Origin of the sequence: Demequina sp. NBRC 110057 (genome assembly GCF_002090175.1) — a bacterium.
Lineage (GTDB): Bacteria > Actinomycetota > Actinomycetes > Actinomycetales > Demequinaceae > Demequina.
Genome location: NZ_BBRN01000003.1, coordinates 88,409 through 112,717 on the forward strand (window position 1 = coordinate 88,409; position 24,309 = coordinate 112,717).

Consider the following 24,309-nt stretch of genomic DNA (forward strand, 5'->3'; position numbering starts at 1 on the left):
GGGGTGAGCCCGAGCCGGCGCCCGATTCCTAGACCGGGACCAGGCAGCTGGGGCCGAATGCGGCCTTCAGGTCCCCGTAGAGCGCGGAGGATCGCGCGACCCTGAACTCGTCGCCCAGGCGCATCGTGATGGGGTCGCCGGTGCCGGTCAGCACCATGCGGACCTCGATGTTTCCCGGATGCGAGCGCAGGATGGTCTTGATCTCCTCCACCATCGGGGCGTTCACGCGCGCGGCGGGCACCGTGATCGCGACGGGCGACGTGTCCGCCACCTGCAGGTTCGGCACCCGCAGCTCGACGGCCGAGAACTGCAGGCCGCCGTCGCCGCGCTCGCGCGCACGCACCTTGATCGCCACCACCGCATCGTCGACGAGGTCGCGCGCGTAGGTGTCGTAGGTCTTGCCGAAGAACGAGATCTCCGTCTCGCCCGTGAGGTCCTCGAGCGTGACGATGGCGTACGGGTTTCCCGACTTCGCGACGCGGCGATCGACGCGCGTCACGAGGCCGGCGAAGGACACCTGGCCGCCGTCGGCCACGCCGTTCGCGGGCGTCGCCGACAGGATCTGGTGCGACGCCTCGGAGCGGATGATGTGGTCGAGGCCGGACAGCGGGTGGTCGGACACGTACAGGCCCAGCATGTCGCGCTCGAGGTTGAGCTTGGTCTTCTTGTCCCACTCCTCGAGCTCGGGGACCACGACCTTGACGCCGGAGCCGATCTCCTCGTCCATGCCGAACAGGTCGAACTGGCCGGTGGCCTCCTGGCGCTTGACGCCCACCACCGAGTCGATGGCCTGCTCGTGAACCGCGTTGAGCGAGCGACGGGTGTGCCCCAGAGAATCGAAGGCTCCTGCCTTGATGAGCGAGTCGATGGTGCGCTTGTTGCACACCGTCGCGGGCACCTTGTCGAGGAAGTCCTGGAAGGACGTGAAGGCACCCTTCTCCTGACGCGTCTTCACGATGGCCTCGACGACGTTGGAGCCGACGTTGCGCACGGCCGTCATGCCGAAGCGGATGTCGGTGCCCACGGCCGAGAACAGGCCCTTGGACTCGTTCACATCCGGCGGCAGCACCGTGATGCCCATGCGGCGGCACTCGGCGAGGTAGAGCGCGGACTTGTCCTTGTCGGTGCCGACGGAGGTCAGCAGCGCCGCCATGTACTCGGTCGGGTAGTGCGCCTTGAGGTACGCGGTCCAGAACGACAGCACGCCGTAGGCGGCGGTGTGCGCCTTGTTGAAGGCGTAGTCGGCGAACGGCAGCAGCGTGTCCCACAGCGCCTTAATGGCGGCGTCGGAGTAGCCGTTGGCCTTCATGCCGGCCTCGAAGTTCCCGAACTCCTTGTCCAGGATCTCCTTCTTCTTCTTACCCATGGCGCGACGCAGCAGGTCGGCCGCTCCCAGCGTGTAGCCCGCGACGATCTGCGCGATGCGCTGCACCTGCTCCTGGTACACGATGAGGCCGTAGGTGATGCCCAGCACCTCACGCAGCGGCTCGTCGAGCTCGGGGTGAATCGGCGCGATCGGCTGACGCCCATTCTTACGCTCGGCGTAGTTGGTGTGGGAGTTCATTCCCATCGGACCGGGGCGGTACAGCGCCAAGACGGCGGAGATGTCCTCGAACGTGTCGGGCTTCATCTGACGCAGCAGCTGTCGCATGGCAGTGCCGTCGAGCTGGAACACGCCGAGCGTGTCGCCGCGGCCCAGGAGATCGAAGGTGGCCTCGTCGGCGAGCTCGAGGTCCTCGAGGACCAGCGGCTCCTTGCCGTTGTCGACGATGTTGTCGAGTGCGTCGTCAAGAATCGTCAGGTTGCGCAGGCCAAGGAAGTCCATCTTGACCAGGCCGAGGCCCTCGCAGGTCGGGTAGTCGAACTGCGTGATGACGGCGCCGTCCTGCTCGCGTCGCATGATCGGGATGATGTCGATGAGCGGGTGGCTCGACATGATGACGCCGGCCGCGTGCACGCCCCACTGGCGCTTCAGGCCCTCGAGTCCCTGCGCGAGCTCGAAGACCTCCTGGGCCTCCGGATCGGTCTCCAGCAGCGCCCGGAAGTCGGCGCCCTCGTGGTGACGCGCATGGGCGGAGTCGGTGATGCCGACCAGGGGCATGTCCTTACCCATGATCGCCTCGGGGTACGCCTTGGTCAGCGTCTCGCCCACGGAGAACGGCTTGCCCAGCGCGCGCGCCGCGTCCTTCAGCGACTGCTTGGCCTTAATGGTGCCGTAGGTCGCGATCATCGCGACCTTCTCCTCGCCGTACTTGTCGCTCACGTAGCGGATGACCTCGGAGCGCCTGCGCTCGTCGAAGTCGATATCGAAGTCGGGCTTGGACTCGCGCTCCGGGTTGAGGAAGCGCTCGAAGTACAGCTGGTGGACAAGCGGATCGATGTCCGTGATCTTCATCGCGTAGGCGGCCATCGAGCCCGCACCGGAGCCACGGCCGGGCCCCACGCGGATGCCGTTGTCCTTGGCCCACTGGATGAAGTCGGCGACGACCAGGAAGTACCCGGGGTAGCCCTTGCCAGCGATGACCTCGATCTCGAAGTCGGCGCGCTCCTGGACCTCGTGCGGGATGGTCTCGCCGAAGCGCTCGTGAAGGCCCTTCTGGACCTCCTTCACGAACCACGAGTGCTCGTCCTCGCCGGCCGGCACGTCGTAGACCGGCATGTAGTCGGCCTTGGTGTTGAACTCGACCTCGCACTTTTCGGCGATCTCGAGCGTCGAGTCGCATGCCTCGGGGAGCTCGCGCCACAGCTCGCGCATCTCTGCCGCGCTCTTGAGGTAGTAGCCGTCGCCGTTGAAGGCGAAGCGCTTGCCGCCCTGGTCGTAGGTGGGCTCGTTGAGGTTGGAGCCGGACTGGACGCACAGCAGCGCCTCGTGCGCCACGGAGTCCTCTTGGCGCACGTAATGCGAGTCGTTGGTCGCCACGAGCGGCGCGCCCAGCTGGTGGGCGAGCCGCAGTAGGTCCTCGCGCACCCGCTTCTCCAGCAGCAGCCCGTGGTCCATGAGCTCCACGTAGAAGTTCTCGGCGCCGAAGATGTCCTGGAACTCGCCGGCGGCCTTCAGCGCCTCGTCGTACTGGCCCAGGCGCAGGCGCGTCTGCACCTCGCCCGACGGGCAGCCCGTGGTCGCGATGATTCCCTTGCCGTAGCGCTGCAGCAGGTCGCGGTCCATACGCGGCTTGTGGAACTGTCCCTCGAGCGACGCGTACGAGGACATCCTGAAGAGGTTGTGCATGCCGGCGGTGTTCTGCGCCCACATCGTCATGTGGGTGTACGCGCCGCCGGCCGAGACGTCGTCCGACTCCTGACCGCGCTCGCCCCAGCGCACGCGCGTCTTGTCCTGACGCGCGGTGCCGGGCGTCAGGTACGCCTCGACGCCGATGATGGGCTTCACCCCGTGCTGCTGTCCCTTGGCCCAGAAGTCGTAGGCGCCAAAGATGTAGCCGTGGTCGGTGGTCGCGAGCGCCGTCTGCCCCAGCTCCTTGGCGTGCTCGAACAGATCGTTCAGCCTCGCCGCGCCGTCCAGCATCGAGTACTCGGTGTGGACGTGGAGGTGAACAAAATCGGAGCCCGGCATGGGACAAGATTCTAGGACCGGCCGCCGACATCGCGGCACGGCTCGCGGCCACAGTCGCCTTGGCATCGGCCCGTCGCACGCCTGGAACAATGGCCGGGTGAGTGACACGTCCCCCACGGCCGATGCCGGAGCAGCCCAGCCGCGCGGGCGCGGCCGTGGCCGCGGCAGGCGCCCGAGCCCCCACGACCCCCATCGCAGGGTGAGCAGGCGCGAGCTGGAGGCGGCGGCATCGGCCAGGAGGGCCGTCACGCTTGACCCGATCGACTACCCGGCCCAGCTGCCGGTGACGGCGCGCCGCGAGGACATTGCGGAGGCCATCAGGGACCACCAGGTCGTCATCGTCGCGGGCGAGACGGGCTCGGGAAAGACCACGCAGATCCCCAAAATCTGCCTCGACCTCGGCCGCGGCCGCGACGGTCAGATCGGGCACACCCAGCCGCGCCGCATCGCCGCCCGCTCCGTCGCGGAGAGGCTCGCGGAGGAGCTGCACACGTCGCTCGGCGAGGTGGTCGGCTACCAGGTGCGTTTCACGGACGAGTCCTCCGAGCGCACCCTCGTGAAGGTCATGACGGACGGCATCCTGCTCGCGCAGATCCAGCGCGATCCCGACCTTCTCGCGTACGACACCCTCATCATCGACGAGGCCCACGAGCGCAGCCTCAACATCGACTTCCTGCTGGGCTACCTCACCAACCTGCTGCCGCGCCGGCCCGACCTCAAGATCATCATCACGTCGGCCACCATCGACTCGCAGCGGTTCGCGCGCCACTTCGCGCCCGGCGGCCCCCTGCCGCAGGTGACGGCCCAGGAGGCGGCCGATGCGGTGGCGGACGGCGCTCCCACCGCGCCCGTCGTGGAGGTCACCGGCCGCACCTACCCGGTCGAGATTCGCTACCGTCCGCTCGCCGGCCAGGAGCGCGGCGAGGAGCTCGACCAGGCCTCCGGCATCGTCGCGGCGTGCGACGAGCTCATGGCCGAGGGCGACGGCGACATCCTCGTCTTCCTCTCGGGCGAGCGTGAAATCCGCGACGCTGCCGACGCCCTCGAGGGTCACCTGGGTCCGCGGGCGCGCGACCCGCGCCACCCCCGACGCGTCGAGATCCTGCCGCTGTACAGTCGTTTGAGCGCCGCCGAGCAGCACCGGGTGTTCGAGGCCCACTCGTCGCGCCGCATCGTGCTCGCCACCAACGTCGCCGAGACGTCGCTCACCGTGCCGGGCATTCACTACGTCGTGGACCCCGGAACCGCGCGCATCTCGCGCTACTCCAAGGCCACGAAGGTGCAACGCCTTCCCATCGAGCCCATCTCGCGCGCGAGCGCGAACCAGCGCTCGGGCCGCGCAGGCCGCCTGGCCGACGGCATCGCCATCCGCCTGTACGCCGAGGACGACTTCGAGGGGCGCCCCGCGTTCACCGAGCCCGAGATCCTGCGCACGTCGCTCGCCTCGGTGCTCCTGCAGATGATCGCCGTGGGCGTGGTCTCCTCCCCCGACGACGTCGCCGCGTTCCCCTTCGTCGAGCCGCCCGATACCCGAGCCATCCGCGACGGCGTCCAGCTGCTGAGCGAACTCGGCGCCATCGAGACCGCGGGCGGGACGACACGTCTCACGAGCATCGGCCGCTCGCTGTCGCGCCTTCCCATGGACCCGCGCGCCGCACGCATGGTGGTCGAGGGCGCGAGGCGCGGCGTGGCGCGCGAGGTGGCCATCGTCGCCGCCGCGCTGTCCATCCAGGACCCGCGCGAGCGGCCCGCGGAAAATCGCGAGACGGCCGACCTGCTGCATCGACGCTTCGCCGACCCCACGTCCGACCTGCTGACCTACCTCAACCTGTGGGAACACCTGCGCGAGCGCCGCCGCGACCTGTCGGGCAACCAGTTCCGGCGCGAGGTGCGCTCCGAGTACATGAACTTCCTGCGCATCCGCGAATGGCAGGACGTGGTGGAGCAGATCCGCGTGGCCGCCAAGCCGCTCGGGATCGAGTGGAAGCGCGGCGAGGCAAAGGCCACCGACGCCCCCGAGGGTGCCCCGCAGGGCGCCGTGCGATTCCTATGGGACGAGGAGGCGATCCACCGCTCCGTGCTCGCGGGCCTGCTCAGCCAGGTGGGCATGCAGGAAAGCGGCGAGCCCAAAGCGTCCCAGTTCACACATCTCAAGGGCGCGGCCAAGGAGCAGGCCATGCGCCGTGCGCGCAAGGCCGCCCGCAACGAATACCTTGGCTCGCGCGGGACCCGGTTCGCGATCTTCCCCGGCTCTCCCCTGTCCAAGAAGCCGCCGGCCTTCGTCATGGCGGCCGAGCTCGTGGAGACCTCGCGGCTGTGGGCGCGGGACGCCGCCGCCATCCAGCCGGAGTGGGCGGAGGAGCTCGCGGGAGACCTCGCCAAACGCACGCACTCCGAGCCCGTGTGGTCGGCCAAGCGAGGAGCGGCCGTCGCGACCGAGCGCGTGCTGCTGTACGGCGTGCCCATCGTGACCGACCGCACCATCCTGTGGGGGCGCATCCGCCCCGAGGAGGCGCGCGAGATGTTCATCCGTCACGCCCTCGTCGCCGGCGAGTGGCGCACCCATCACCGGTTCTGGAAGGACAACCAGCGGGTGCTGGCCGAGGCCGAGGAGCTCGAGGCGCGCACGCGCTCCCGTGGGCTCATCGTCGACGAGGACACGCTGTACGACTTCTACGACGAGCGCGTGCCCGAGTCGATCGTGTCCCAGCGCCACTTCGACCGCTGGTGGGACCGCGAGCGTCGCCGTGCGCCCCACCTGCTGACCTTCTCGCTGGGCGACGTCGCGCCCGAGCACGAGGACCTCGACCTCGCCGCCTTCCCCGACGCCTGGCCACAGGGCGACCTCACCCTGCCGCTGACGTACCAGTTGTCGCCGGGATCCGAGGCCGACGGCGTCACCGTCCACATCCCGGTGGCGGTGCTGGCTCGAGTGGTCCCCGACGGCTTCGACTGGATGGTGCCAGGCATGGCGGCCGAGCTCGCCACCGCGACCATCCGTGCCCTTCCCAAGACGGTCAGGCGCCTCCTGGTGCCCGCGCCCGACGCCGCGAGGGACGTGGTCGCCTGGCTCGCCGCGCACACCCCCGACTGGGAGGACGTGGCACGCGCGGGCGACATGGCGGAGCCCTACCGCGAGGCCTTCACGAGGGCGGTCAGGGCGCTGCGCGAGGTCGAGATTCCCGCCGAGGCCTGGGACGGCCACGAGGAGCGGCTCCCCGCGCACCTGCGGGTGACCTTCCGCGTGGAGGACGGGCGCGAGGTGCTCGGCGAGTCGACGTCGCTGCTCGCGCTTCAACGCAGGCTCGCGCCCGAGGCGCAGGCGGCGGTGTCCGCGGCCGTCGGGACGCCCGCCGGCGTGCGGTCACGGTCCTCCGCACCGCCATCCGGCCGGAGCGGGTCTGGCCGCGGAGCATCACCCCAGGCAGACGGCACGCGCGGGTCCGGCGGCGACCGAGCCGTGGTGCGCACGACGGGCCTCGAGCAGGAAGGCCTCACCGCGTGGCCGGCGATCGACGGCTCCGACACGCACTCGATCCCCGCCGAGGTCACCGTCCAGGCGGGTTCGGCGACGGTGCGCGGCTACCCTGCGCTCGCCGTCGAGGGCGGCGAGGTCGCCCTGCGCGTGATCGCACACGCCGAGTCCGTCGCGCCTTCCCACGCCGCCGGCGTGGCAGCCCTGCTCCTCGCGGAGTCCGCGCTTGCCACCAAGCGCGTGACCACGCGCTGGAGCACAGCCCAGTCGATGGCGCTCGCCGCCAGCCCGTACCGCAGCACGGATGCGCTCGTGGCCGACCTCCACCGGGCAGCGATCGCCCGTCTCACGGCGGCCGACGACCTCGCGGCGGTCCGGGACCGCCCCTCCTACGAGGCCCTTCGCGACCGTGTGAGGGCAGCGATCGAGGACGACGTGCTCGCGGTGGCGGGAGAGGTGGCCGACGCGCTGACCGCGTACCGCGACCTCGACGTAGCCATCGGCGGGGCGAACTCCCTCGCGCTGCTCACCACGCTGGCCGACCTGCGCGCCATCGCCGGCGGCCTGGTCTACGACGGCTTCGTCGCCGCCACCCCCGCCGACAGGCTCCCGCACCTCGCGCGCTACCTCACTGCGCTGAGCCACCGTCTCGAGAAGGCCGCGGGCAACCCCCACCAGGACGCTGTCCTCGCGGGTCAGGTGCGGGACGTCGCCGACGCGCTCGCGCAGGCACGCGCCGCCCACGACAAGGGTCGCCCGGACCCCGAGCGCGCGGCCCGGCTCGAGCGCGCACGGTGGCTTGTCGAGGAGCTCCGGGTGTCGCTGTTCGCGCAGCGGCTCGGCACCTCCGAACCTGTCTCGGCCAAGCGCATCCTCAAGGAGCTCGGCTAACCCCACCGACACTCTGAACCGGATCGCACCCCGACACGCCGGCGCAGCCGCCGCATCGGCCCCCGACCACGGCGTGTCGCGGCGGGACCTGGTTCACAGCGAGGGAGGGCGGGTCAGCCGCGCAGCTGCTCCAGCGCCGTGGCGAGATCCTCGGGGTACTCGGAGCGCACGCGTACCTCGCCCTCGCGGGTGGGGTGAGCGAAGGCCAGTTCACGAGCGTGGAGCCACTGGCGGGTAAGCCCCAGCTTCTTGGCGAGCGTGGGGTCGGCGCCGTACGTGAGGTCGCCGGCGAGCGGATGCCGCATGGCGGCCATGTGCACGCGGATCTGATGGGTGCGCCCCGTCTCCAGGTGGATCTCCAGGAGCGAGGCCGAGGGGAACATCTCGAGCACCTCGTAATGGGTGATCGAGGGACGCCCGTCCTGCGTCACCGCGAACTTCCAGTCGGAGCTCGGGTGGCGCCCGATCGGCGCGTCGATGGTGCCGGCGGTCGGGTCAAGGTGGCCCTGCGCGATGGCGTGGTACACCTTCTCCACGGTGCGCTCCTTGAACGCCCGCTTCAGGTGCGAGTAGGCCACGTCGGACTTGGCCACGACCATGAGCCCCGACGTGCCGACGTCGAGCCGATGCACGATTCCCTGGCGCTCCGCGGCGCCGGAGGACGCGAGGGTCACCCCGGCCGATGCCAGCGCGCCCACGACGGTGGGGCCGGTCCAGCCCGGCGACGGGTGAGCGGCGACGCCCACGGGCTTGTCCACGACGGCGAGGTCGTCGTCCTCGTAGACGAGCGTGAGCCCGCCGGGGACCTCGGGCTCCGGCGCCGCCGCGCGCTCGTCGGGAAGGTCAACGGCGAGGATGCCGTCGGAGACGCGGTCGGACTTGCCGAGCGTGCGGCCGTCCTGCATCACTCCCCCGGCCTCGAGCACGTCGGCGGCCTTGGTGCGCGACAGCCCCAGCATGCGCGACAGCGCTGCATCCGCGCGGTCGCCTACCAGGGCATCGGGCACCGGCAGGTAACGGGTGTCAGCCACGCGGGATTCCCGCCTCTGGCGTCGCCGGCGAGGGAGCATCGGCCGATGCCGTGGTGGCCTCGTCGCCGCCGTCACCCACCGTGTCGGTACCCGATACCGGCGCGGCCTCGGCGTCGTCGCCACCGGGGCCGTCGAGCAGGTGACCGCCGAGGAACGTCACGATCAGCATGGCGATGGCCACGCCGACGATCGCGATGTCCGCGACGTTGCCGATGAACCAGCCGTTGTAGTTGATCATGTCGACCACGTGGCCGCGGCCGAAGCCCGGCTCACGGAACAGGCGGTCGATCAGGTTGCCGAGCGCGCCGCCGAGCGCGATGCCGAACAGCCACACCGCGAGGGTCGAGGCGGCACGGCGCGCGTACCAGATGAGCCCGATCGTAATGGCGACCATCACCAACGTGACGATCCACGTGTAGTCCGCGCCCAGCGAGAACGCCGCGCCGGAGTTGAACGTCAACTGAATCTGCAGGAACTGGCCGATCACCTCGTGAGGCTCACCGGGCTCCAGAGTGTTCAGCGCCCAGATCTTGGTGGCCTGATCGGCCACCAGCACCGCGAGAGCGACCAACCAGAAGGCTGGCCGCCAGGTCAACGACGCTCCTCGCGCTGCTTGCAGGTCACGCAGTGGGTCGCACGGGGGAACGCCTGCAGACGCGCCTTGCCGATGCCCTGGCCGCACACCTGGCAGGCGCCGTAGGAGCCGGTCTTGACGCGGCGCAGCGCGTCGATGCTCTGCTCGAGCATCTCGCGCGTGTTCTTGACGATCGACATCTCCTGCTCGCGCTCGAGCGCGGTCGAGCCGGCGTCGGCCTGGTCGTCGCCGGCGCCCTCGGAGGTGTGGAGGAGGTCGGCGAGCTCGTGCTCGGCGCCCTCAAACTCGGCGACCAGGCGCTCGACGTCCTCGTTGAGCGTCGTGACGATGTGACGGAGCTCGCTGATCTTCCAGGCCTCGTCCCCCTCACGCACGGGCATCGACTTCGCGTCGGAAGCCTTGAGATCGGCGGGGTCGATCACGACCACCGTCAGGTCAGTACTGGTCATGCCCATCCTCGTTTCGGGTAGTGACGAGATAGTAGTCCGGCGCGTGCACCTCCGCAAAGAGACGCGCTGCGGACATGGAAACGCCGCCCGGCCTCAGCCCGGGCGGCGCCCCACATCAGCGGTTAGTGCTGCTGCTCGTCCTCGGCTCCGAAGGCACGCGCGACGTCGGACTGCTCGGCGTCGTCGCGGGGCTCAAGGCGGGGCGTGTACTGCGAGGCGCCCCAGGCGGGAGCCTCGGCCTCGACCTCGGGGGCCGAGGGGGCGGACACGCCGGACTGCTCGCGCACCTGGGCCCAGGGGCTGGGCGTCGGCTCGGGGCGGTCGACCTCGTCCGACTCGGTGTCGGCGGCGGGGGCCTCCGCGCTTACCGCGGCGGCGGCACCGGCGAGGCCGGCGGCACCGGGGATCGACGAGGGGGCCGAACCGGCCGACGGGGCGACGTCCGCGCCGTGCTCAATGTCACCCAGGAGGTTCTCGAGGTAGCCCTTGAGGCGCGAGCGGTAGTCGCGCTCGAAGCGGCGCAGGTCGTCGATCTTCGACTCAAGCGCGCTGCGCTCGGTCGCGAGGTCGTCCATGCGGTTCTTCGCGTCGGTCTCGGCCTGCTCGACGATCGACTCGGCCTTGTTCTTGGCCTCGTCGATGAGGCGCTCGCGCTCCTCCTCGCCGGCGGCGACGTACTCGTCGTGAAGCTTCTGCGCCATGGCCAGCATTCCCGTCGCGCTCGGCGGCGTCGGGTCGGTCGCTGCCTGAAGCAGGTTGTCCCCCTGCGCGGGAGCCTCGGCCGCGGCTGCGGCGGGCTGCCCGGCCTGCGCCTGGGCGAGACGCTGCGCGAGGTCGTCGCGCTCGGCGATGAGCGACGAGATCGTGTGGGCGACCTCGTCGAGGAAGTCGTCCACCTCGTCCTGGTCGAATCCCTCGCGGTACTTGGTCTTGGAGAACGCCTTGTTGAGGACGTCTTCCGCCGTCAGAAGTGCCATGTGTGACCACCTCGTGTCGAGTCGCGGCCGACGGGTGCCGACCAGGGCTGATGAGTTTTCACTGTACTCACATGTACATCGGCATGCACATGAGCGATTACTTGAAGTATTGCAGCAGGTTGTTCAGGATCGAGCAGCCGATGAACAGCACCAGGAACGCGATATCGAAGCGAATCTGGCCCAGCTGGAGCGGGGGGATGACCTTGCGGAGCGCCTTCAGCGGCGGGTCCGTCACGGTGAAGATCGACTCCGTCACGACGAGCATGGCACCGGCGGGGCGCCACTCGCGCGAAAACGACATGACGAAGCCCAGCACCATGCGGCCGATGAGGGCCATCATGAAGAGGAAAAGGGCAAACTGCACCAAAGAGATGGCTGCTGACACCCGGCGAGCCTAACGGACTCAGCGCTCGTTGAAGAACTCGCTCTCGGCGCGCGCGGGGGGCTCCTCGTCGACGCCGATCTCCACGTGCGCGGGCGACAGCAGGAACACCGAGGTGGTGACACGCTCGATCGAGCCGTGCAGGCCGAAGGACAGGCCGGCGGAGAAGTCGACGAGACGCTTGGCGTCGGCGTCGGACATCTCCGTGAGGTTCATGATGACGGGGACGCCCTGACGGAACGCCTCGCCGATCAGGCGCGCGTCGTTGTAGGAGCGCGGCTTGATGGTCTGGATGCGGCGCAGGTCCGAGGAGGACATAGCCGATGCAGGCGTGCGCTGGCGGTCGCGGGTCGCCTTGGGCGCCTGCTCCTGCTCACGGACCTCGGAGACGTCATGCAGGTGCGTCACGGGGGCGAGCTCCTCGTCGGTGTAGTCGTAATCCTCGTGCTGGCTCGTGTCGAAGCCGAGGTACTGGATCGCCTTGCGCATGGCGCTCATTTTTGCTCCTGACGGGTGGTCACCTGCGGTACTCCCTCAAGGTACGGGCGTGACGTGCCGAGGTTCGGGAGCGACACGCCGCCGCGGGTCATGGGTGGACGATGACTCCAGCGTGGCGCCCGGTGACGCCGTCGCGGCGGTACGAGTACAGGCGCGCGTCCTCGCGGGTGCACACGGGAATGCGGACAATCTCGCGGGCCCCGAGCTCTCCCAGGCGCGCCTCCGCGGCGCGCGGGAGGTCGAGTGCGGGGGTTCCCCAGGACGTGACGGCGCGCGCGGCGGGGTGGCGGCGTGCGACCTCCTCGCGAAGGTCCTCGGGCACCTCGTAGCAGCGCCCACAGATGGCGGGGCCGATGGCCGCGCGAATCGCGTGCGGGCCGGCCTCGGCCGCGCGCGCGTCCAGCAGGGCGGCCCAGGCGGCGTCGATGGCGCCAGCAAAGAGGCCGGGCCTACCCACGTGGACAGCGGCGACCGCGTCGGTGGACGCGTCGTGCAGGAGGATGGGCAGGCAGTCGGCGGCGATGGTCCCGAGGGCGACGCCGGGCGTGGTGGTGACCAGCACATCGGCCGGCGGGGCCGACGCCAGCGGCGCGCTGATGTGCGCGACGCGGATGCCGTGCTCTGCGGTGAGGAACGTGACGTCCGCCCCCGCGGCGCGCGAGACCCGGCGGCGGTTGTCGTCAACCGCCGCCGGGTCGTCGCCCACGTGAACCGCGACGTTCAGGGAGCCGTACGGATCCTGTGAGGCTCCCCCGTCGCGGGTGGTGAAGAAGGCGCGGACCGGCAGACCCGCGTCGATCATCCGATCAGCGCAGGAAGTCGGGGACGTCGAGCACGTCGGCCTCGGCGCGCGTGGAACGCACGTCGATCGCGTCGGTGTCGGGCTCCGGCTCGTCGGCGTCGATCGCCTGCGGCACGGCCTGCGTCGCGGGCGCGGCCGTCGAGGTCTCGACGGGAGCACTCACCGGCGCGGCCGAGGCGGCGGCGGGAGCGGGGGTCGCGTTCTCGAAGCCGCCGATGGCGCCCTCGTGGCGGCGCGTCGTGGGCGCTCCCCCGTCGAAGCCAGCGGCGATCACGGTGATGCGCAGCTCGTCGCCGAGCGAGTCGTCGATGACGGTACCGAAGATGATGTTCGCCTCGGGGTGGGCGGCCTCGCGCACCAGGCGGGCGGCGTTCTCGACCTCCTTGATGCCGAGGTTCGAGCCACCGGCGATCGACAGCAGCACGCCGTGCGCGCCCTCGATCGACGCCTCGAGCAGCGGCGACGCGATGGCGCCCTCCGCGGCCTCGAGGGCCCGGGACTCGCCGCGCGAGTTCGCGACGCCCATGAGCGCGGTGCCCGCGCCCTTCATGACCGACTTCACGTCGTTGAAGTCGACGTTGATGAGGCCGGGGGTGGTGATGAGGTCGGTGATGCCCTGGACGCCGCCCTGGAGGACCTGGTCAGCCGCGGCGAAGGCGCCCAGCACGGACAGGTTCGCGTCCGAGATGTCGAGCAGGCGGTCGTTCGGGATGACGATGAGGGTGTCGACCTCCTCGCGCAGCGTCTGGATGCCGGCGTCGGCCTGGTCCGCACGGCGGCGGCCCTCGAAGCCGAAGGGGCGGGTCACGACGCCGACGGTCAGCGCGTCGAGCTCGCGGGCGATGCGGGCCACGACGGGGGCGCCGCCGGTGCCGGTGCCGCCGCCCTCTCCCGCGGTCACGAAGACCATATCGGCGCCCTTGAGCGCCTCGGCGATCTCGTCGGCGTGGTCCTCGGCGGCCTGGCGGCCCACCTCGGGGTCGGCGCCGGCGCCGAGCCCACGCGTGAGCTCACGGCCGATGTCCAGCTTGACGTCGGCATCGGACATCAGCAGCGCCTGGGCGTCGGTGTTGATGGCGATGAACTCCGCGCCCTTCAGGCCGACGTCGATCATGCGGTTGACGGCGTTCACGCCGCCGCCGCCCACGCCGACGACCTTGATGGCGGTGATGTAGTTCTGCGGTGCGGCCATGAGCCTTACTCCTCACCTTAACCCTCTAGTTGAAGGTTATAGTTATGTCAACTTCTTTCCATGCACGACGGTACGGGCGCGTGAGGTGAATAGAGCCCAGCGGCGCGCGCGTGTCGCGGATAATCGCGGCCCGCGTCACTGCGTGACGGTTGGGAAGGTCGGCGCGGAGACGTCGATGAGCGTCGCATTCTTCGCCTCCTTGGAGCCCAGCAGGGTCTCCAGCACCTGAGCCTTGAGGTGCGAATCCTCGCCACTTCCCCACTCCACCTGGGGGCCGTCGCGCAGGGTGAAGTGGATCGTGTCCTCGGTTTGCGCCTCGATGCCCTCGACGGACTCGCGCAGCTCGGCGGGGATCTCCTCGACCACGGCGAGAACGCCGGTCAGGATGCGCTCGTGCTCCTCGCCCACCGGCACAGTGATGACGGGAAGGTCGCCGGGAGCCTCCTCCGACTCGCTCACCTGCTCGCCCTCCTCGTTCACCAGCCGATAGCCGCCGTCCTCGGCTGGCACCGCGGCGACGGGCTCCGACGGCGTCAGGGTGACCCTCAGGCCCTGCGGCCATACCTTCTCCACCTGTGCGGAGGCCACGCCGACGAGGTCGGTGAGCTGATTCTCCAGGTGCGACGTATTGAGGGTCGCCAACGCCTCTCCGTCGTAGGCCGCCACGATCGCGTCGACGTCCGCGGGGTCCACCACGGTGCCGAAGCCATTTGCCTCCACCTCGCCAGCGTCGAACGCGACGATGGGCGACATCAGGGTGATCCAGACGGCGGCTGCCACCGCTCCAGCGATACTCAGGCGCTTCGACCAGCGGATCATGGCGAGCCTGCGGTCGGCGCTGCGGCGCTCGCGCAGCCGCTCCTGCATCCTGAGCGAGACGTTGTCGGGGCGCAGCCTCGCGCTCACCCGTGCCCAGGGCGTCGCGACGGTGCCGTCGGACAGATCCTTGCGGACGGCCGATGCGGCGGCGGGTACGGGCGCCTCGGTTGCCTTGCCCGTGAGGCGGCGCGACAAGTGGCGCAGGCGCCCGGCGCGCGGGGTGTCGCCGCTGGCGGCTCCCCTGCCCACTGTCGGGCTCGCCGACGTCGCGGGGCTCGCCGCGCTGGCGGGCGTCGACCCGCTCGCGGCGCTGCGCGTCTTCGTCGCGACCGTGGACGAGCGCGGCCGCTCGTCCCGCTCCGCCGGGGGCGGGACGGGCCGGCGCGGCACCGCGGGACGCGACGTCGAGCGGGGTGTGACGCTCGGCGGGCGGGGGCGGCGCGGGTCGCTCACGCGCGCCGCCGCAGGGAGTCGAGAATCCAGTCGGCCGCGTACGTGACGGGGCCGGAGCCGACGGTGAGGACAAGGTCGCCGGGGCGAGCGAGGCGCGCTGCCTCCTGCGCCGCCTCGGCGAGGTCGTCGACCACGCGCGCGGTAGCGCCCTCCCGGCTCTCGACGGCGTCGAGGATGGACTGAGAGGTCACGCCGGGAATGGGGTCCTCGCGGTCGCCGTGGACACCGGCGATCACGATGTCGGCATCGGCCACCGATAGGGCCTGGCCGAAGGCGGCCGCGTGCAACTGGGTGCGCGAGAACAGCGCCGGCTGGAACAGCACCACGAGACGCCCCGCGCCGGCGGAGCGGGCGGCGGCAAGCAGTGCCGCGACCTCCGTCGGGTGGTGCGCGTAGTCGTCGACCACCGTGACGCCGTCCGCCTCGCCGCGGGTCTGGTAGCGGCGGCCGGTGCCGGCGAAGCCCGCGACGGCGCCGGCGGCGCGCTCGGGGTCCGCCCCCACGGCCACGGCAGCGGCCCAGGCGGCGGCCGCGTTAAGCCGCATGTGCGCGCCGGGGACGGGCACGTCCAGGGCAAACTCCTGCCCCGCCCTGAGCGGTCGAATGGATCCATTTGGCTCGTCTAGGGCCTTAGGCGAGCCAAATGGATCCATCTGACGGGAAAGGCGGAGGTGGGTGGGCGTCACCTCCACGTCCGCGCCCGAGCCCTCGGAGCCGTAGGTCACCACTCGCACCCCGGCCGCGGCGGCACGGGCGGCGATCGTCGTCACGACCGGGTCGTCGGCGCACGCGACAAGCACGCGGCAGTCGGAGGCGAACTGCGCGAACGCCTCGTGCAGCGCCTCGACGGTGCCGTGGTGGTCGAGGTGGTCGGGCTCGATGTTGAGCAGGATCGCCACCTCGGGGTGGTACCGCAGGAAGGAGCCGTCGGACTCGTCAGCCTCCACCGCGCTGATGCCGGCCGTTCCCGCGTAGCCTCCCGCTACGGCGCCCTCGACTCCGAAGACGCGCGCCCCGACGGCGAAGCCGGCGTCGATTCCCGCGCCGTGGAGCACCGTCGCGACCATGGCCGAGGTGGTGGTCTTGCCGTGCGTGCCCGCGACGGCGATGAGGCGCTGGTCGTCGAGGGTCCGCACGAGCGCCTCGGAGCGGTGAATGACCTCGACGCCTGCCTCGCGCGCGTGGGCGAGCTCGGGGTTGGTCTCCCGCACCGCCGAGGAGATTACGACGGTGTCCACACCGTCGACGTAGGCGGCGTCGTGGCCGATGCGCACGTCCATGCCCGCCTCGCGCAGCGCCAGGAAGTAGTGCGACTCCTTCATGTCGGAGCCCGTGACCTCGTGGCCGCGGGCGGCCGTGAGTCGCGCGACCGCGGACATTCCGGAGCCGCCGACGCCGATGAAGTGGACCCGGCTCACAGTGCCTCCTCGGCCATGGTGGCGACGCGCGCGGCGCCATCGATGATCCCGAACCGCGCCGCGGCCTCACGCATGGAGTCGGCAACGCCGGCCTCCAGCAGGAGCCGCTCGGCCTGCTGCTCGAGCGCGGCCGGCGTCAGCGCGGAGTCCTCGACGAGCGCGGCAGCGCCCGCCTCGACCGCGGGCATCGCGTTCAGCGCCTGCTCGCCGTTGCCGTGAGGCAGCGGGACGTAGACCGCCGGCAGGCGCATCGCGGTCGCCTCGGCCACCGCGCCGGCGCCCGAACGGCACACCACGGCCGATGCCGCGGCGAAGACCTGCGACATGTCGTGGCTGAACTCGTCGACGCGGTACAGCCCGCGGGTGGCGGCGGGCAGGTCGCCCTGGGCGCGCAGCGCGTCGTCCGCCTTGCCGCGGCCGGTCAGGTGCCACACGTGAATGCCGTGCTCGACGAGGCGCGCGACGGCGCCGACGGTGGCGGCGTTGAGGCTCGCGGCGCCGAGCGAGCCGCCGGTGATGACGAGCACGGGGGCGTCCTCTGCCCAGCCGAGCGCCGCGCGCGCCTCGGCGCGCAGCGCCGGCGCGGCCGAGGGGTCGGCGAGCGCCTCGGCGAGGTCCTGGACGGCGGGGAGCAGCGGCAGGCCCGTCACCACAGCGTGCGGCAGGGGCGTGCCCGGCGCCGTGACGGCGACGTGCCGCGTCCACCTCGCGCCCAGCCTGTTCGCGAGCCCGGGACGGGCGTTCGCCTCGTGCACGATGATGGGGATGCCGGCCTTGCGCGCGGCGCGGTACGCGGGGGTGGAGACGTAGCCGCCGAAGCCGATAACGGCATCGGCTGCCGTGGCCTCGATGGCCCTGGTCGCCGCGCCCACGGCGGCGGCCCAGTTGCGGGGCAGGCGCAGCAGGTCGCCCGACGGGCGGCGCGGCAGCGGCACCTTCGGCACCTCGTGGAGCGTGAGGCCCGCGCGCGGGACGAGGTCGGCCTCGAGGCCCTGGGCGGTGCCGAGGGCGGCGACCGAGTGTCCGCGCTCGGTGAGGGCGTGGGCGGTGGCGAGCATGGGGTTGACGTGCCCCGCGGTCCCGCCGCCGGCGACGAGGAAGTTAGCCACGTCGCCCCCGCGAGACGATGGCGATGGAGCGCTTGATCATGCTGGGGCGGGCGGCGAAGGCCTCCTGCGCCCCCGGTTCGTGTCTCGCAAACGCGAGCAGGACCCCGATGGCGGCGAGTGACACGATGAGCGACGATCCTCCGGATGAGACCAGCGGCAGCGGCACGCCGGTGACGGGCAGCAGGCCGATGACGACGGCGATGTTGATGAGCGCCTGACCCACGATCCACGCGCCGATGGCACCGGAGGCAATCTGCACGAAGGGATCGCGGTGGCGGCGCACCAGGCGGTTAATAGCGACGGCGATCATGCCGAAGGCGATGAGGACGAGGCCCGTGCCGATGAGGCCGAACTCCTCGCCGATGACCGCGAAAATGAAGTCGTTGTCGGCCGCGGGTAGGCCCGCCCACTTCTCGCGGCTCATGCCGGGGCCGAGACCCCACAGCCCGCCGGAGGCGAGTGCCCAGAGCCCGTGGATGGCCTGCATGCAGGACCCCTGCGGGTCGCAGTTCTCGGGGTTCAGCCACACGTCGATGCGCGAGCCGCGCGTGGTGCCCTTCTCGAGCATGTACAACACCATGCCGACGCCGGCCGCCGCCAGCACGAGGAAGTACCTCAGAGGCATTCCCGCCACCCAGTAGGCGCCGCCCACGAGCAGGCAGATCACCATGGCGGTGCCGAGGTCTCCGCCGGCGAGCACGAGAAGCAGCACGAGCGCCGCGGCCACCCCGCCGGGGATGAGGATCCCCTTCAGCGTGGTCAGCTCACGCCTGAACGTGGCGAGCGTGACGCCAAGGAACAGCGCGAGTCCCAGCTTGGCGAACTCCGAGGGCTGGAAGCTCATCCCACCGATGATGAGCCAGTTCTTGTTGCCGTTGACGCTCTTGCCCGCGACCAGCACGAGGGCGAGCAACGCGTAGGAGGCCAGCAGCGTCCACGGCGCGAGCCGCTTCCACCACGTAAGCGACAGGTGCGATCCCGCGACGAGGCCACCCATGCCGATGACGAGCGCCACGGCCTGCGTGATGAACAGCCGGTACGGCGAGGCACCGGAGTCGGCGCGCAGCGCGTAGTTCGACGTCGTGGACAGCACCAGCGCGAGACCCACGAGCACGAGGATCGCCGTGCCGGCGACCAACAGGTAGTACGTCGTCACGGGCGAGCCGGACGGGGCGGGCGGGGTCGAGGTGCGTCGCGGGGCCGTGGCCGTCATGACGCCTCCTTCACTCCTCGAGCTCCCCCACCGCGCGAGCGAAGGCCTCTCCTCTGTCCGCATAGCTGCGGAACTGGTCGAACGATGCGCAGGCCGGCGACAGCAACACGGTGTCCCCGGCTCTCGCAGCCGTACGGGCCGCAGCGACGGCCCGTTCCATCACAGTGTCTCCCGGCGCGATACGGGTCACGGGGATATCGGGCGCGTGTCCCGCGAGAGCCGACGCGAGCGGCTCGGGATCCTCGCCCAGGAGCACCACGTGGCGCAGGCGCGAGCCGATGGTGCGCACCAGGTCGTCGAACTCCTGGCCCTTGGCCTGGCCGCCGGCAACCCACACCACCGACTCGTCGGCGCGGCCACCGAACGCGGCGATCGCGGCGTGCGCGTTGGTCGCCTTGGAGTCGTCCACATAGTCGACGTCGGCCACGCGGGCCACGAAGTCGGTGCGGTGCGCGTCGAGCGAGAACGAGGCGAGGCCGCGCGCGACGGCGGCGGGCTCGACGCCCACCGCGCGGCACAGTGCCGCGGCCGCAAGGGCGTTAAACGCGAGATATGGCGGCACGGCGCCCGCCACCAGGTGGGCGAGGTCGTCCACGTGGCCGAGCTCGAGCGCCTCGCGGTGGCGGGCGTCGTGGAAGGCTCGGTCGACAAGCACCCCCTCGACGACGCCGAGCTGGCTCACGGCAGGGCTGCCGAGGGTGATGCCGACGGCGCGCGCGCCGTCCACCACGTCGGCCTCGGCGACCATCGACTCCACGAGCGCGTCGTGCGCGCCGTAGACGGCCGCCACGCGGACGTGGCGATACACGCGGGCCTTGTCGGCGCGATAGGCCTCGACGGAGCCGTGCCAGTCGAGGTGGTCCTCGTCGGCGTTGAGGCACACCGCGGCGTGCGGCGACAGGGTCGTCGTGAAGTGGAGCTGCAGCGAGGCGATCTCGACGGCCACGAGGTCATGCTGCTCGCGCGCGGCCCCGATGACGGGGATGCCCATGTTTCCGCACACCGCCACGTCAAGGCCGCCCGCCTCCGCGATGGCTCCCACCATCTGGGTGGTGGTGGTCTTACCGTTGGTGCCGGTGATGAGCACCCATGGGATGCCCTCCCGGCGCACGCGCCACGCGAACTCCATCTCCGACACGATCTCGACCCCGACATCGGCCACCGCCACCACCCACGGGTGGTGCGGCGCGAAGCCCGGCGAGGACATGCACAGGTCGAAGCCCTCGACGGCGAGCCCGGCGAGGTCGGCGTGGTCGGCATCGGCCGCCTGCGGGTCGACGGTGACGGGCGTCGCCCCCTCGGCCATGCAGGCCTCGCGCGCGGAGCGCCCGGCGACGCCGAGCCCCAGGATCAGGACCCGCAGTCCGGCAAGGCGATCGCTCATGCGCCGGACGGGAGCGAGGCGACCCACTCGGCGTAGAAGATGCCGCCGCCCACGGCCGCGCACAGGCCCGCGATGATCCAGAAGCGGATGACGATCGTCACCTCTCCCCAGCCCATCAGCTCGAAGTGATGATGCAGCGGAGCCATCTTGAAGACGCGTTTACCGCCCGAGATCTTGAACCAGCCGATCTGGATGACGGACGAGGCGACGATGACGACGAACAGGCCGCCGATGATCACGCCGAGGAGCTCGGTGCGGGACATGATCGTGATGCCGGCGATCGCGCCGCCGAGCGCGAGCGAGCCGGTGTCGCCCATGAAGATCTTGGCGGGAGACGCGTTCCACCACAGGAACCCGAAGCATGCGCCAGCGATGGCGGCCGCAAGGATCGCCAGGTCGCGCGGGTCCCGTACCTCGTAACACTGCGAGTTGCCTGACGTGAAGCCGCACCACTGGTTGTACTGCCAGATGCAGATGAGCGTGTAGGCGCCGAAGAAGATGAGCGACGCGCCGGTGGCCAGGCCGTCGAGGCCGTCGGTGAGGTTCACGGCGTTGGACCAGGCGGTGATGAGGAAGTTCGACCACACGATGAAGAGGATCAGCCCCACCGCCGGTCCCCAGTAGGCGAGGTCGATCACCGAGTCGCGCAGGAAGGAGATCGACGTCGACGCGGGGGTCTCGCCATGCACATTCGGGAACTGCAGCACGAGCACGGCGAAGGCGATGCCCACGACGGCCTGACCCAGGATCTTGTAGCGGGCCCTGAGGCCCAGCGATCTCTCCTGGCGGATCTTGATGTAGTCGTCGAGGAAGCCCACGAAGCCCAGGCCCACGATCAGCAGCACCACGAGCATCGACGAGGCATACGGGGTGCGGCCCGTGAGCAGGTTGCCGCCGAGCCAGCCGGCCACGAGCGCGATGATGATGACGACGCCACCCATGGTGGGCGTGCCGCGCTTCACGAGGTGCGAGGCGGGCCCATCGTGACGGATGAACTGTCCGTACTGGTGGCGGGTGAGGTAGCGGATGAACAGCGGCGTGCCCAGCAGCGCGATGACAAGCGAGATACCTCCCGCGAACACCACGGCCTTCATGCAGTTACTCCCAAGAGGTCGTCGGCAAGCTTCCACAGCCCGGAGCCGTGGGACGCCTTGAGCAGGACGGTGTCGCCGCGCGTGAGGCGCCCGTCGAGGAATGCGCGGGCCTCGTCAATGGTAGCGACGAAGGCGGCCTCGTCGCCCCACGAGCCCTCCCTGACCGCCGACACGTATGCGGCGCGGGCGCCGGCCCCGACCACGACAAGGTGGTCGATGCGCAGGCGCACGGCGTCGAGGCCCACCTCCTCGTGGGCGGCAAGCGAGGCGTCACCCATCTCGAGCATCTCGCCGATGACGGCGAACGACCGGCCGTCGACAGCGACGTCCTTGAGGGCGCGCAGGGCGGCGCGCATGGACTCGGGCGAGGCGTTATAGGCGTCGTCGAGGATCCACACCCCGTCGGCGCGCTCGGTCAGCGCCATGCGGTGGGCGCTGAGCGGCCCGGCGGCGGCGACAGCCTCGGCTGCCTTCACGGGGCCGATGCCGCACTCGAGCGCCGTGGCGAGCGCCGCCAGGGCGTTGGTCACGTGGTGTTCGCCCACCAGCGTCAGGGTGATCCGCTCCCCCGCCTCGCCGTCGGCGACCGGCACGAACGACGCCCTGCCGCGGTCGGAGTCGAGCGCGGTGGCCGCGACGTCGAGGTCGCCGCGCTCCCCCACGCCAAACAGGCGAACCCGGCGGCCGTCGGCGGCCAGCACCTCGCGCCGCGCCATCGCTGCCACGCGCGGGTCGTCGGTGTTGAGGACGGCCACGCCGCCCGGCACGAGGCCGTCGATGAGAGAGGCCTTCTCCTCGGCCAGCGCCTCGGGCGAGCCGTAGCCGCCGAGGTGGGCCGAGCCCACCGTCAGCACCACGGCGATGTCGAGCGGCGCGATGCCGGTGAGGTAGGCGAGGTCGCCCGGCGCCGACGCACCCATCTCGAGCACCAGGTGGCGTGTCGAGGCATCGGCCCTCAGCACCGTCAGCGGCAGCCCGATCTCGTTGTTGAAGCTCCCCACGGGGGCGATGGCGGCGGGCAGCACCTGGGCCAGCAGGTCCTTGGTGGTGGTCTTTCCGTTCGAGCCCGTGATGCCCACGACGGTGAGGTCACCCTCGGTGCGCAGCAGCGCCAGGTAGGCGCGCGCCAGGCGGCCGAGCGCGGCCACCACGTCGTCCACGAGGACGTGCGGGCCCGCCACCGGCTGGCTCACGAGCGCGAGTGTGGCGCCCGCCTCGAAGGCCTGCGGGGCGTACTCGTGCCCGTCGACCCTGTCCCCGATGAAGGCGACGTACAGCGCGCCTGGCTGCACCGCGCGCGAGTCCTTCTCCACCGAGGTGACGGTGGCGTCGACGTCGGCGGCGAGGTCGCCCCCGACGGCGTTCGCGACCCACTGGGCCGTGAGCGTTCTCATTCCTGGTCCTCCTGAGCGGCCCGCTCGGCCGCGATGCGTGCGTGCGCCTGGAGGTAGGCGTCACGGTCGTTGTACCGGTGGAATACCCCGGCGATCTCCTGGGTCGGCTCGTGGCCCTTGCCCGTCACGATGACGGTGTCGAGCGGGCCGGCGAGGCGCAGCCCCGTCTCGACGGCCACCACGCGCGGCTCCACCTCGTGGACGTCCGCGAGCGTGGGGCGCACCTTTTCGATGCCCTCGCGGATCATCGCACGCACGGCGGCAGGCTCCTCGGATCGCGGGTTCTCGTCCGTGAGCACGATGACGTCGGCGAGGTTCGCCGCGATCTCGCCCATGACGGGGCGCTTGCCCTGGTCGCGGTCGCCGTCGGAGCCGAAGATGAGGATCAGGCGACCGGGGGTGATGGGGCGCACCCCCTCGAGCGCGAGGGTGAGCGCGTCGGGCGTGTGCGCGTAGTCGACGATGGCGAGGGGGTCGCTGTCGGAGCGCTCGATGACGCGTTCCATGCGCCCCGGCACGCCGTGCGCGGCGGCGACGCCGGCGATGGCGTCCTCGAGCGTCATGCCCGCCGCGTGCGCGGCGACGATGGCCACCACCGCGTTCGACACGTTCACGAGGCCCGGCAACGGCGACGTCGCGCGGTGACGCGCGCCATCGGGACCGGTGAAGACGAAGGTCGAGCCCACGCCGTCGAGGCCGATCTCGGCCTCGGCGACGGTCCAGTCGGCCGGGTGCGGGTCGTCGGCGTGCGTCGAGACCGTCCAGGCGGGGATCTCCACGCGCGCCGCGAGGGCACGCCCCCACTGGTCGTCGACGTTGATGACGCCGAACCTGGCGCGGCCGGGCGCGAACAGCCGCGCCTTCGCGTCGAGGTAGGCCTCCATGGTGCCGTGGAAGTCGAGGTGGTCCCACTGCAGGTTGGTGAACACCGCCACAGAGAAGTCGATGCCAGCGATCCTGTCGAGCGCGGCGGCGTGCGAGGACACCTCGGTGACCGCCGCCGTGACGCCGTGCTCGAGCATCCGCGCGAGCAGCCCGTGAAGGACGGGAGACTCCACCGTCGTGCGCGGGGACTCAATCGTGTCGTTGCCCAGTCGCAGCTCGACGGTGCCCATGATTCCCGTGTGCGCGTGCACCCGGGCGAGCGCGTTCTCGATGAAATAGCTGGTGGTGGTCTTGCCGTTGGTCCCCGTGACGCCCACGAAGGCCAGGGCCCGGCTGGGGTCGCCGTAGATCTCCGCGGCTGCCTCCCCCATCGCCGCGCGGGGGTCGTCCACCACGAGGACGGGCACGTCGAGGCCCGCCTCGCGCGCCATGAACTCGCCCTCGGCGTCCGTGAGAAGGGCCGATGCTCCGGCCGCCACAGCATCGGCCGCGAACCTGGCGCCGTGCACTGTGAAGCCGGCGAACGCGCCGAACAGGTCGCCCGGGCGGACGTCGCGCGAGTCGACGGTCGCCCCGGTGAGGGTGGGGTTGGCCGAAGGCTCGCCGGCGCCGATGCGCCCGGCGACGGCCGCGAGGGTGGCGGCCCGAGGGTGGTCGGGCCGTAGCTCCATGTGCGT

18 protein-coding genes are annotated in these 24,309 nt (G+C 71.1%); 1 reads left to right on the forward strand and 17 read right to left on the reverse strand.

Annotated features, from left to right (window positions below):
• Positions 1–28: 28 nt before the first annotated feature.
• Positions 29–3,571 carry a DNA polymerase III subunit alpha gene (gene dnaE / locus B7K26_RS00425; protein WP_084076728.1) on the reverse strand — a complete coding sequence of 1,181 codons (3,543 nt, stop codon included), beginning with the start codon at positions 3,569–3,571 and terminating at the stop codon, positions 29–31.
• Here dnaE and hrpA point away from each other — a divergent pair.
• Complete coding sequence (gene hrpA / locus B7K26_RS00430) at positions 3,570–7,937, forward strand: ATP-dependent RNA helicase HrpA (RefSeq protein ID WP_084076729.1); 4,368 nt, start codon at positions 3,570–3,572, stop codon at positions 7,935–7,937. The two genes, dnaE and hrpA, sit on opposite strands and share 2 nt — an antisense overlap.
• Positions 7,938–8,050: 113 nt before the next feature.
• On the opposite strand, the gene B7K26_RS00435 is transcribed toward hrpA, so the two are convergent.
• The 16 genes from B7K26_RS00435 to B7K26_RS00515 all read right to left on the reverse strand — a co-directional run bounded on the left by B7K26_RS00435 (position 8,051) and on the right by B7K26_RS00515 (position 24,303).
• A complete protein-coding gene (locus tag B7K26_RS00435) occupies positions 8,051–9,007 on the reverse strand; it encodes an RluA family pseudouridine synthase (protein ID WP_084076730.1) in 957 nt (318 codons plus the stop codon).
• A complete protein-coding gene (gene lspA, locus B7K26_RS00440) occupies positions 8,961–9,563 on the reverse strand; it encodes a signal peptidase II (RefSeq protein WP_143340386.1) in 603 nt (200 codons plus the stop codon). The genes B7K26_RS00435 and lspA overlap by 47 nt, the downstream gene beginning before the upstream one ends.
• Positions 9,560–10,012, reverse strand: coding sequence for a TraR/DksA C4-type zinc finger protein (locus B7K26_RS00445; RefSeq protein ID WP_084077497.1), 453 nt, complete (start codon positions 10,010–10,012; stop codon positions 9,560–9,562). The genes lspA and B7K26_RS00445 overlap by 4 nt, the downstream gene beginning before the upstream one ends.
• Positions 10,013–10,134: 122 nt before the next feature.
• Complete coding sequence (locus B7K26_RS00450) at positions 10,135–10,989, reverse strand: DivIVA domain-containing protein (protein ID WP_084076731.1); 855 nt, start codon at positions 10,987–10,989, stop codon at positions 10,135–10,137.
• 97 nt (positions 10,990–11,086) lie between these two features.
• Positions 11,087–11,374 carry a YggT family protein gene (locus B7K26_RS00455; protein WP_084076732.1) on the reverse strand — a complete coding sequence of 96 codons (288 nt, stop codon included), beginning with the start codon at positions 11,372–11,374 and terminating at the stop codon, positions 11,087–11,089.
• Positions 11,375–11,392: 18 nt separating this feature from the next.
• Positions 11,393–11,869 (reverse strand): cell division protein SepF, encoded by a 477-nt coding sequence (locus tag B7K26_RS00460; RefSeq protein ID WP_084076733.1) that lies wholly within the window; start codon positions 11,867–11,869, stop codon positions 11,393–11,395.
• An 88-nt stretch (positions 11,870–11,957) separates the two neighbouring features.
• Entirely contained in the window at positions 11,958–12,671 is a 714-nt protein-coding gene (locus tag B7K26_RS00465) for a polyphenol oxidase family protein (protein WP_084076734.1), read from the reverse strand.
• Between the two features lie 4 nt (positions 12,672–12,675).
• Positions 12,676–13,863, reverse strand: coding sequence for a cell division protein FtsZ (gene ftsZ, locus B7K26_RS00470; RefSeq protein ID WP_084076735.1), 1,188 nt, complete (start codon positions 13,861–13,863; stop codon positions 12,676–12,678).
• A gap of 135 nt (positions 13,864–13,998) precedes the next feature.
• Complete coding sequence (locus B7K26_RS00475; protein ID WP_159449559.1) at positions 13,999–15,072, reverse strand: cell division protein FtsQ/DivIB; 1,074 nt, start codon at positions 15,070–15,072, stop codon at positions 13,999–14,001.
• A 59-nt stretch (positions 15,073–15,131) separates the two neighbouring features.
• Positions 15,132–16,553, reverse strand: coding sequence for a UDP-N-acetylmuramate--L-alanine ligase (gene murC, locus B7K26_RS00485; protein WP_200810904.1), 1,422 nt, complete (start codon positions 16,551–16,553; stop codon positions 15,132–15,134).
• Entirely contained in the window at positions 16,550–17,662 is a 1,113-nt protein-coding gene (locus tag B7K26_RS00490) for a glycosyltransferase (protein ID WP_234998639.1), read from the reverse strand. Before B7K26_RS00490 ends, murC begins: the two co-directional genes overlap by 4 nt.
• Positions 17,655–18,875, reverse strand: coding sequence for an FtsW/RodA/SpoVE family cell cycle protein (locus B7K26_RS00495; protein ID WP_084076738.1), 1,221 nt, complete (start codon positions 18,873–18,875; stop codon positions 17,655–17,657). Before B7K26_RS00495 ends, B7K26_RS00490 begins: the two co-directional genes overlap by 8 nt.
• Positions 18,876–18,885: 10 nt before the next feature.
• On the reverse strand, positions 18,886–20,259 hold the full coding sequence (gene murD, locus B7K26_RS00500) for a UDP-N-acetylmuramoyl-L-alanine--D-glutamate ligase (protein ID WP_084077500.1): 1,374 nt from the start codon (positions 20,257–20,259) through the stop codon (positions 18,886–18,888).
• On the reverse strand, positions 20,256–21,353 hold the full coding sequence (mraY, locus tag B7K26_RS00505) for a phospho-N-acetylmuramoyl-pentapeptide-transferase (RefSeq protein WP_084076739.1): 1,098 nt from the start codon (positions 21,351–21,353) through the stop codon (positions 20,256–20,258). The genes murD and mraY overlap by 4 nt, the downstream gene beginning before the upstream one ends.
• Complete coding sequence (murF, locus tag B7K26_RS00510; RefSeq protein ID WP_084076740.1) at positions 21,350–22,747, reverse strand: UDP-N-acetylmuramoyl-tripeptide--D-alanyl-D-alanine ligase; 1,398 nt, start codon at positions 22,745–22,747, stop codon at positions 21,350–21,352. The genes mraY and murF overlap by 4 nt, the downstream gene beginning before the upstream one ends.
• Complete coding sequence (locus B7K26_RS00515) at positions 22,744–24,303, reverse strand: UDP-N-acetylmuramoyl-L-alanyl-D-glutamate--2,6-diaminopimelate ligase (protein ID WP_084077501.1); 1,560 nt, start codon at positions 24,301–24,303, stop codon at positions 22,744–22,746. The genes murF and B7K26_RS00515 overlap by 4 nt, the downstream gene beginning before the upstream one ends.
• Between the last annotated feature and the right edge of the window lie 6 nt (positions 24,304–24,309).

What these genes read in the sequence shown, in the direction of transcription:
- murD (WP_084077500.1), bottom strand. Translation starts at nt 20,259, where the DNA reads ATGAGCGATCGCCTTGCCGGACTGCGGGTCCTGATCCTGGGGCTCGGC.
- B7K26_RS00515 (WP_084077501.1), bottom strand. Translation starts at nt 24,303, where the DNA reads ATGGAGCTACGGCCCGACCACCCTCGGGCCGCCACCCTCGCGGCCGTC.
- ftsZ (WP_084076735.1), bottom strand. Translation starts at nt 13,863, where the DNA reads ATGGCCGCACCGCAGAACTACATCACCGCCATCAAGGTCGTCGGCGTG.
- B7K26_RS00460 (WP_084076733.1), bottom strand. Translation starts at nt 11,869, where the DNA reads ATGAGCGCCATGCGCAAGGCGATCCAGTACCTCGGCTTCGACACGAGC.
- B7K26_RS00450 (WP_084076731.1), bottom strand. Translation starts at nt 10,989, where the DNA reads ATGGCACTTCTGACGGCGGAAGACGTCCTCAACAAGGCGTTCTCCAAG.
- B7K26_RS00445 (WP_084077497.1), bottom strand. Translation starts at nt 10,012, where the DNA reads ATGACCAGTACTGACCTGACGGTGGTCGTGATCGACCCCGCCGATCTC.
- dnaE (WP_084076728.1), bottom strand. Translation starts at nt 3,571, where the DNA reads ATGCCGGGCTCCGATTTTGTTCACCTCCACGTCCACACCGAGTACTCG.
- mraY (WP_084076739.1), bottom strand. Translation starts at nt 21,353, where the DNA reads ATGAAGGCCGTGGTGTTCGCGGGAGGTATCTCGCTTGTCATCGCGCTG.
- B7K26_RS00495 (WP_084076738.1), bottom strand. Translation starts at nt 18,875, where the DNA reads ATGACGGCCACGGCCCCGCGACGCACCTCGACCCCGCCCGCCCCGTCC.
- B7K26_RS00435 (WP_084076730.1), bottom strand. Translation starts at nt 9,007, where the DNA reads ATGCTCCCTCGCCGGCGACGCCAGAGGCGGGAATCCCGCGTGGCTGAC.
- hrpA (WP_084076729.1), top strand. Translation starts at nt 3,570, where the DNA reads ATGGGACAAGATTCTAGGACCGGCCGCCGACATCGCGGCACGGCTCGC.
- murF (WP_084076740.1), bottom strand. Translation starts at nt 22,747, where the DNA reads ATGAGAACGCTCACGGCCCAGTGGGTCGCGAACGCCGTCGGGGGCGAC.
- B7K26_RS00465 (WP_084076734.1), bottom strand. Translation starts at nt 12,671, where the DNA reads ATGATCGACGCGGGTCTGCCGGTCCGCGCCTTCTTCACCACCCGCGAC.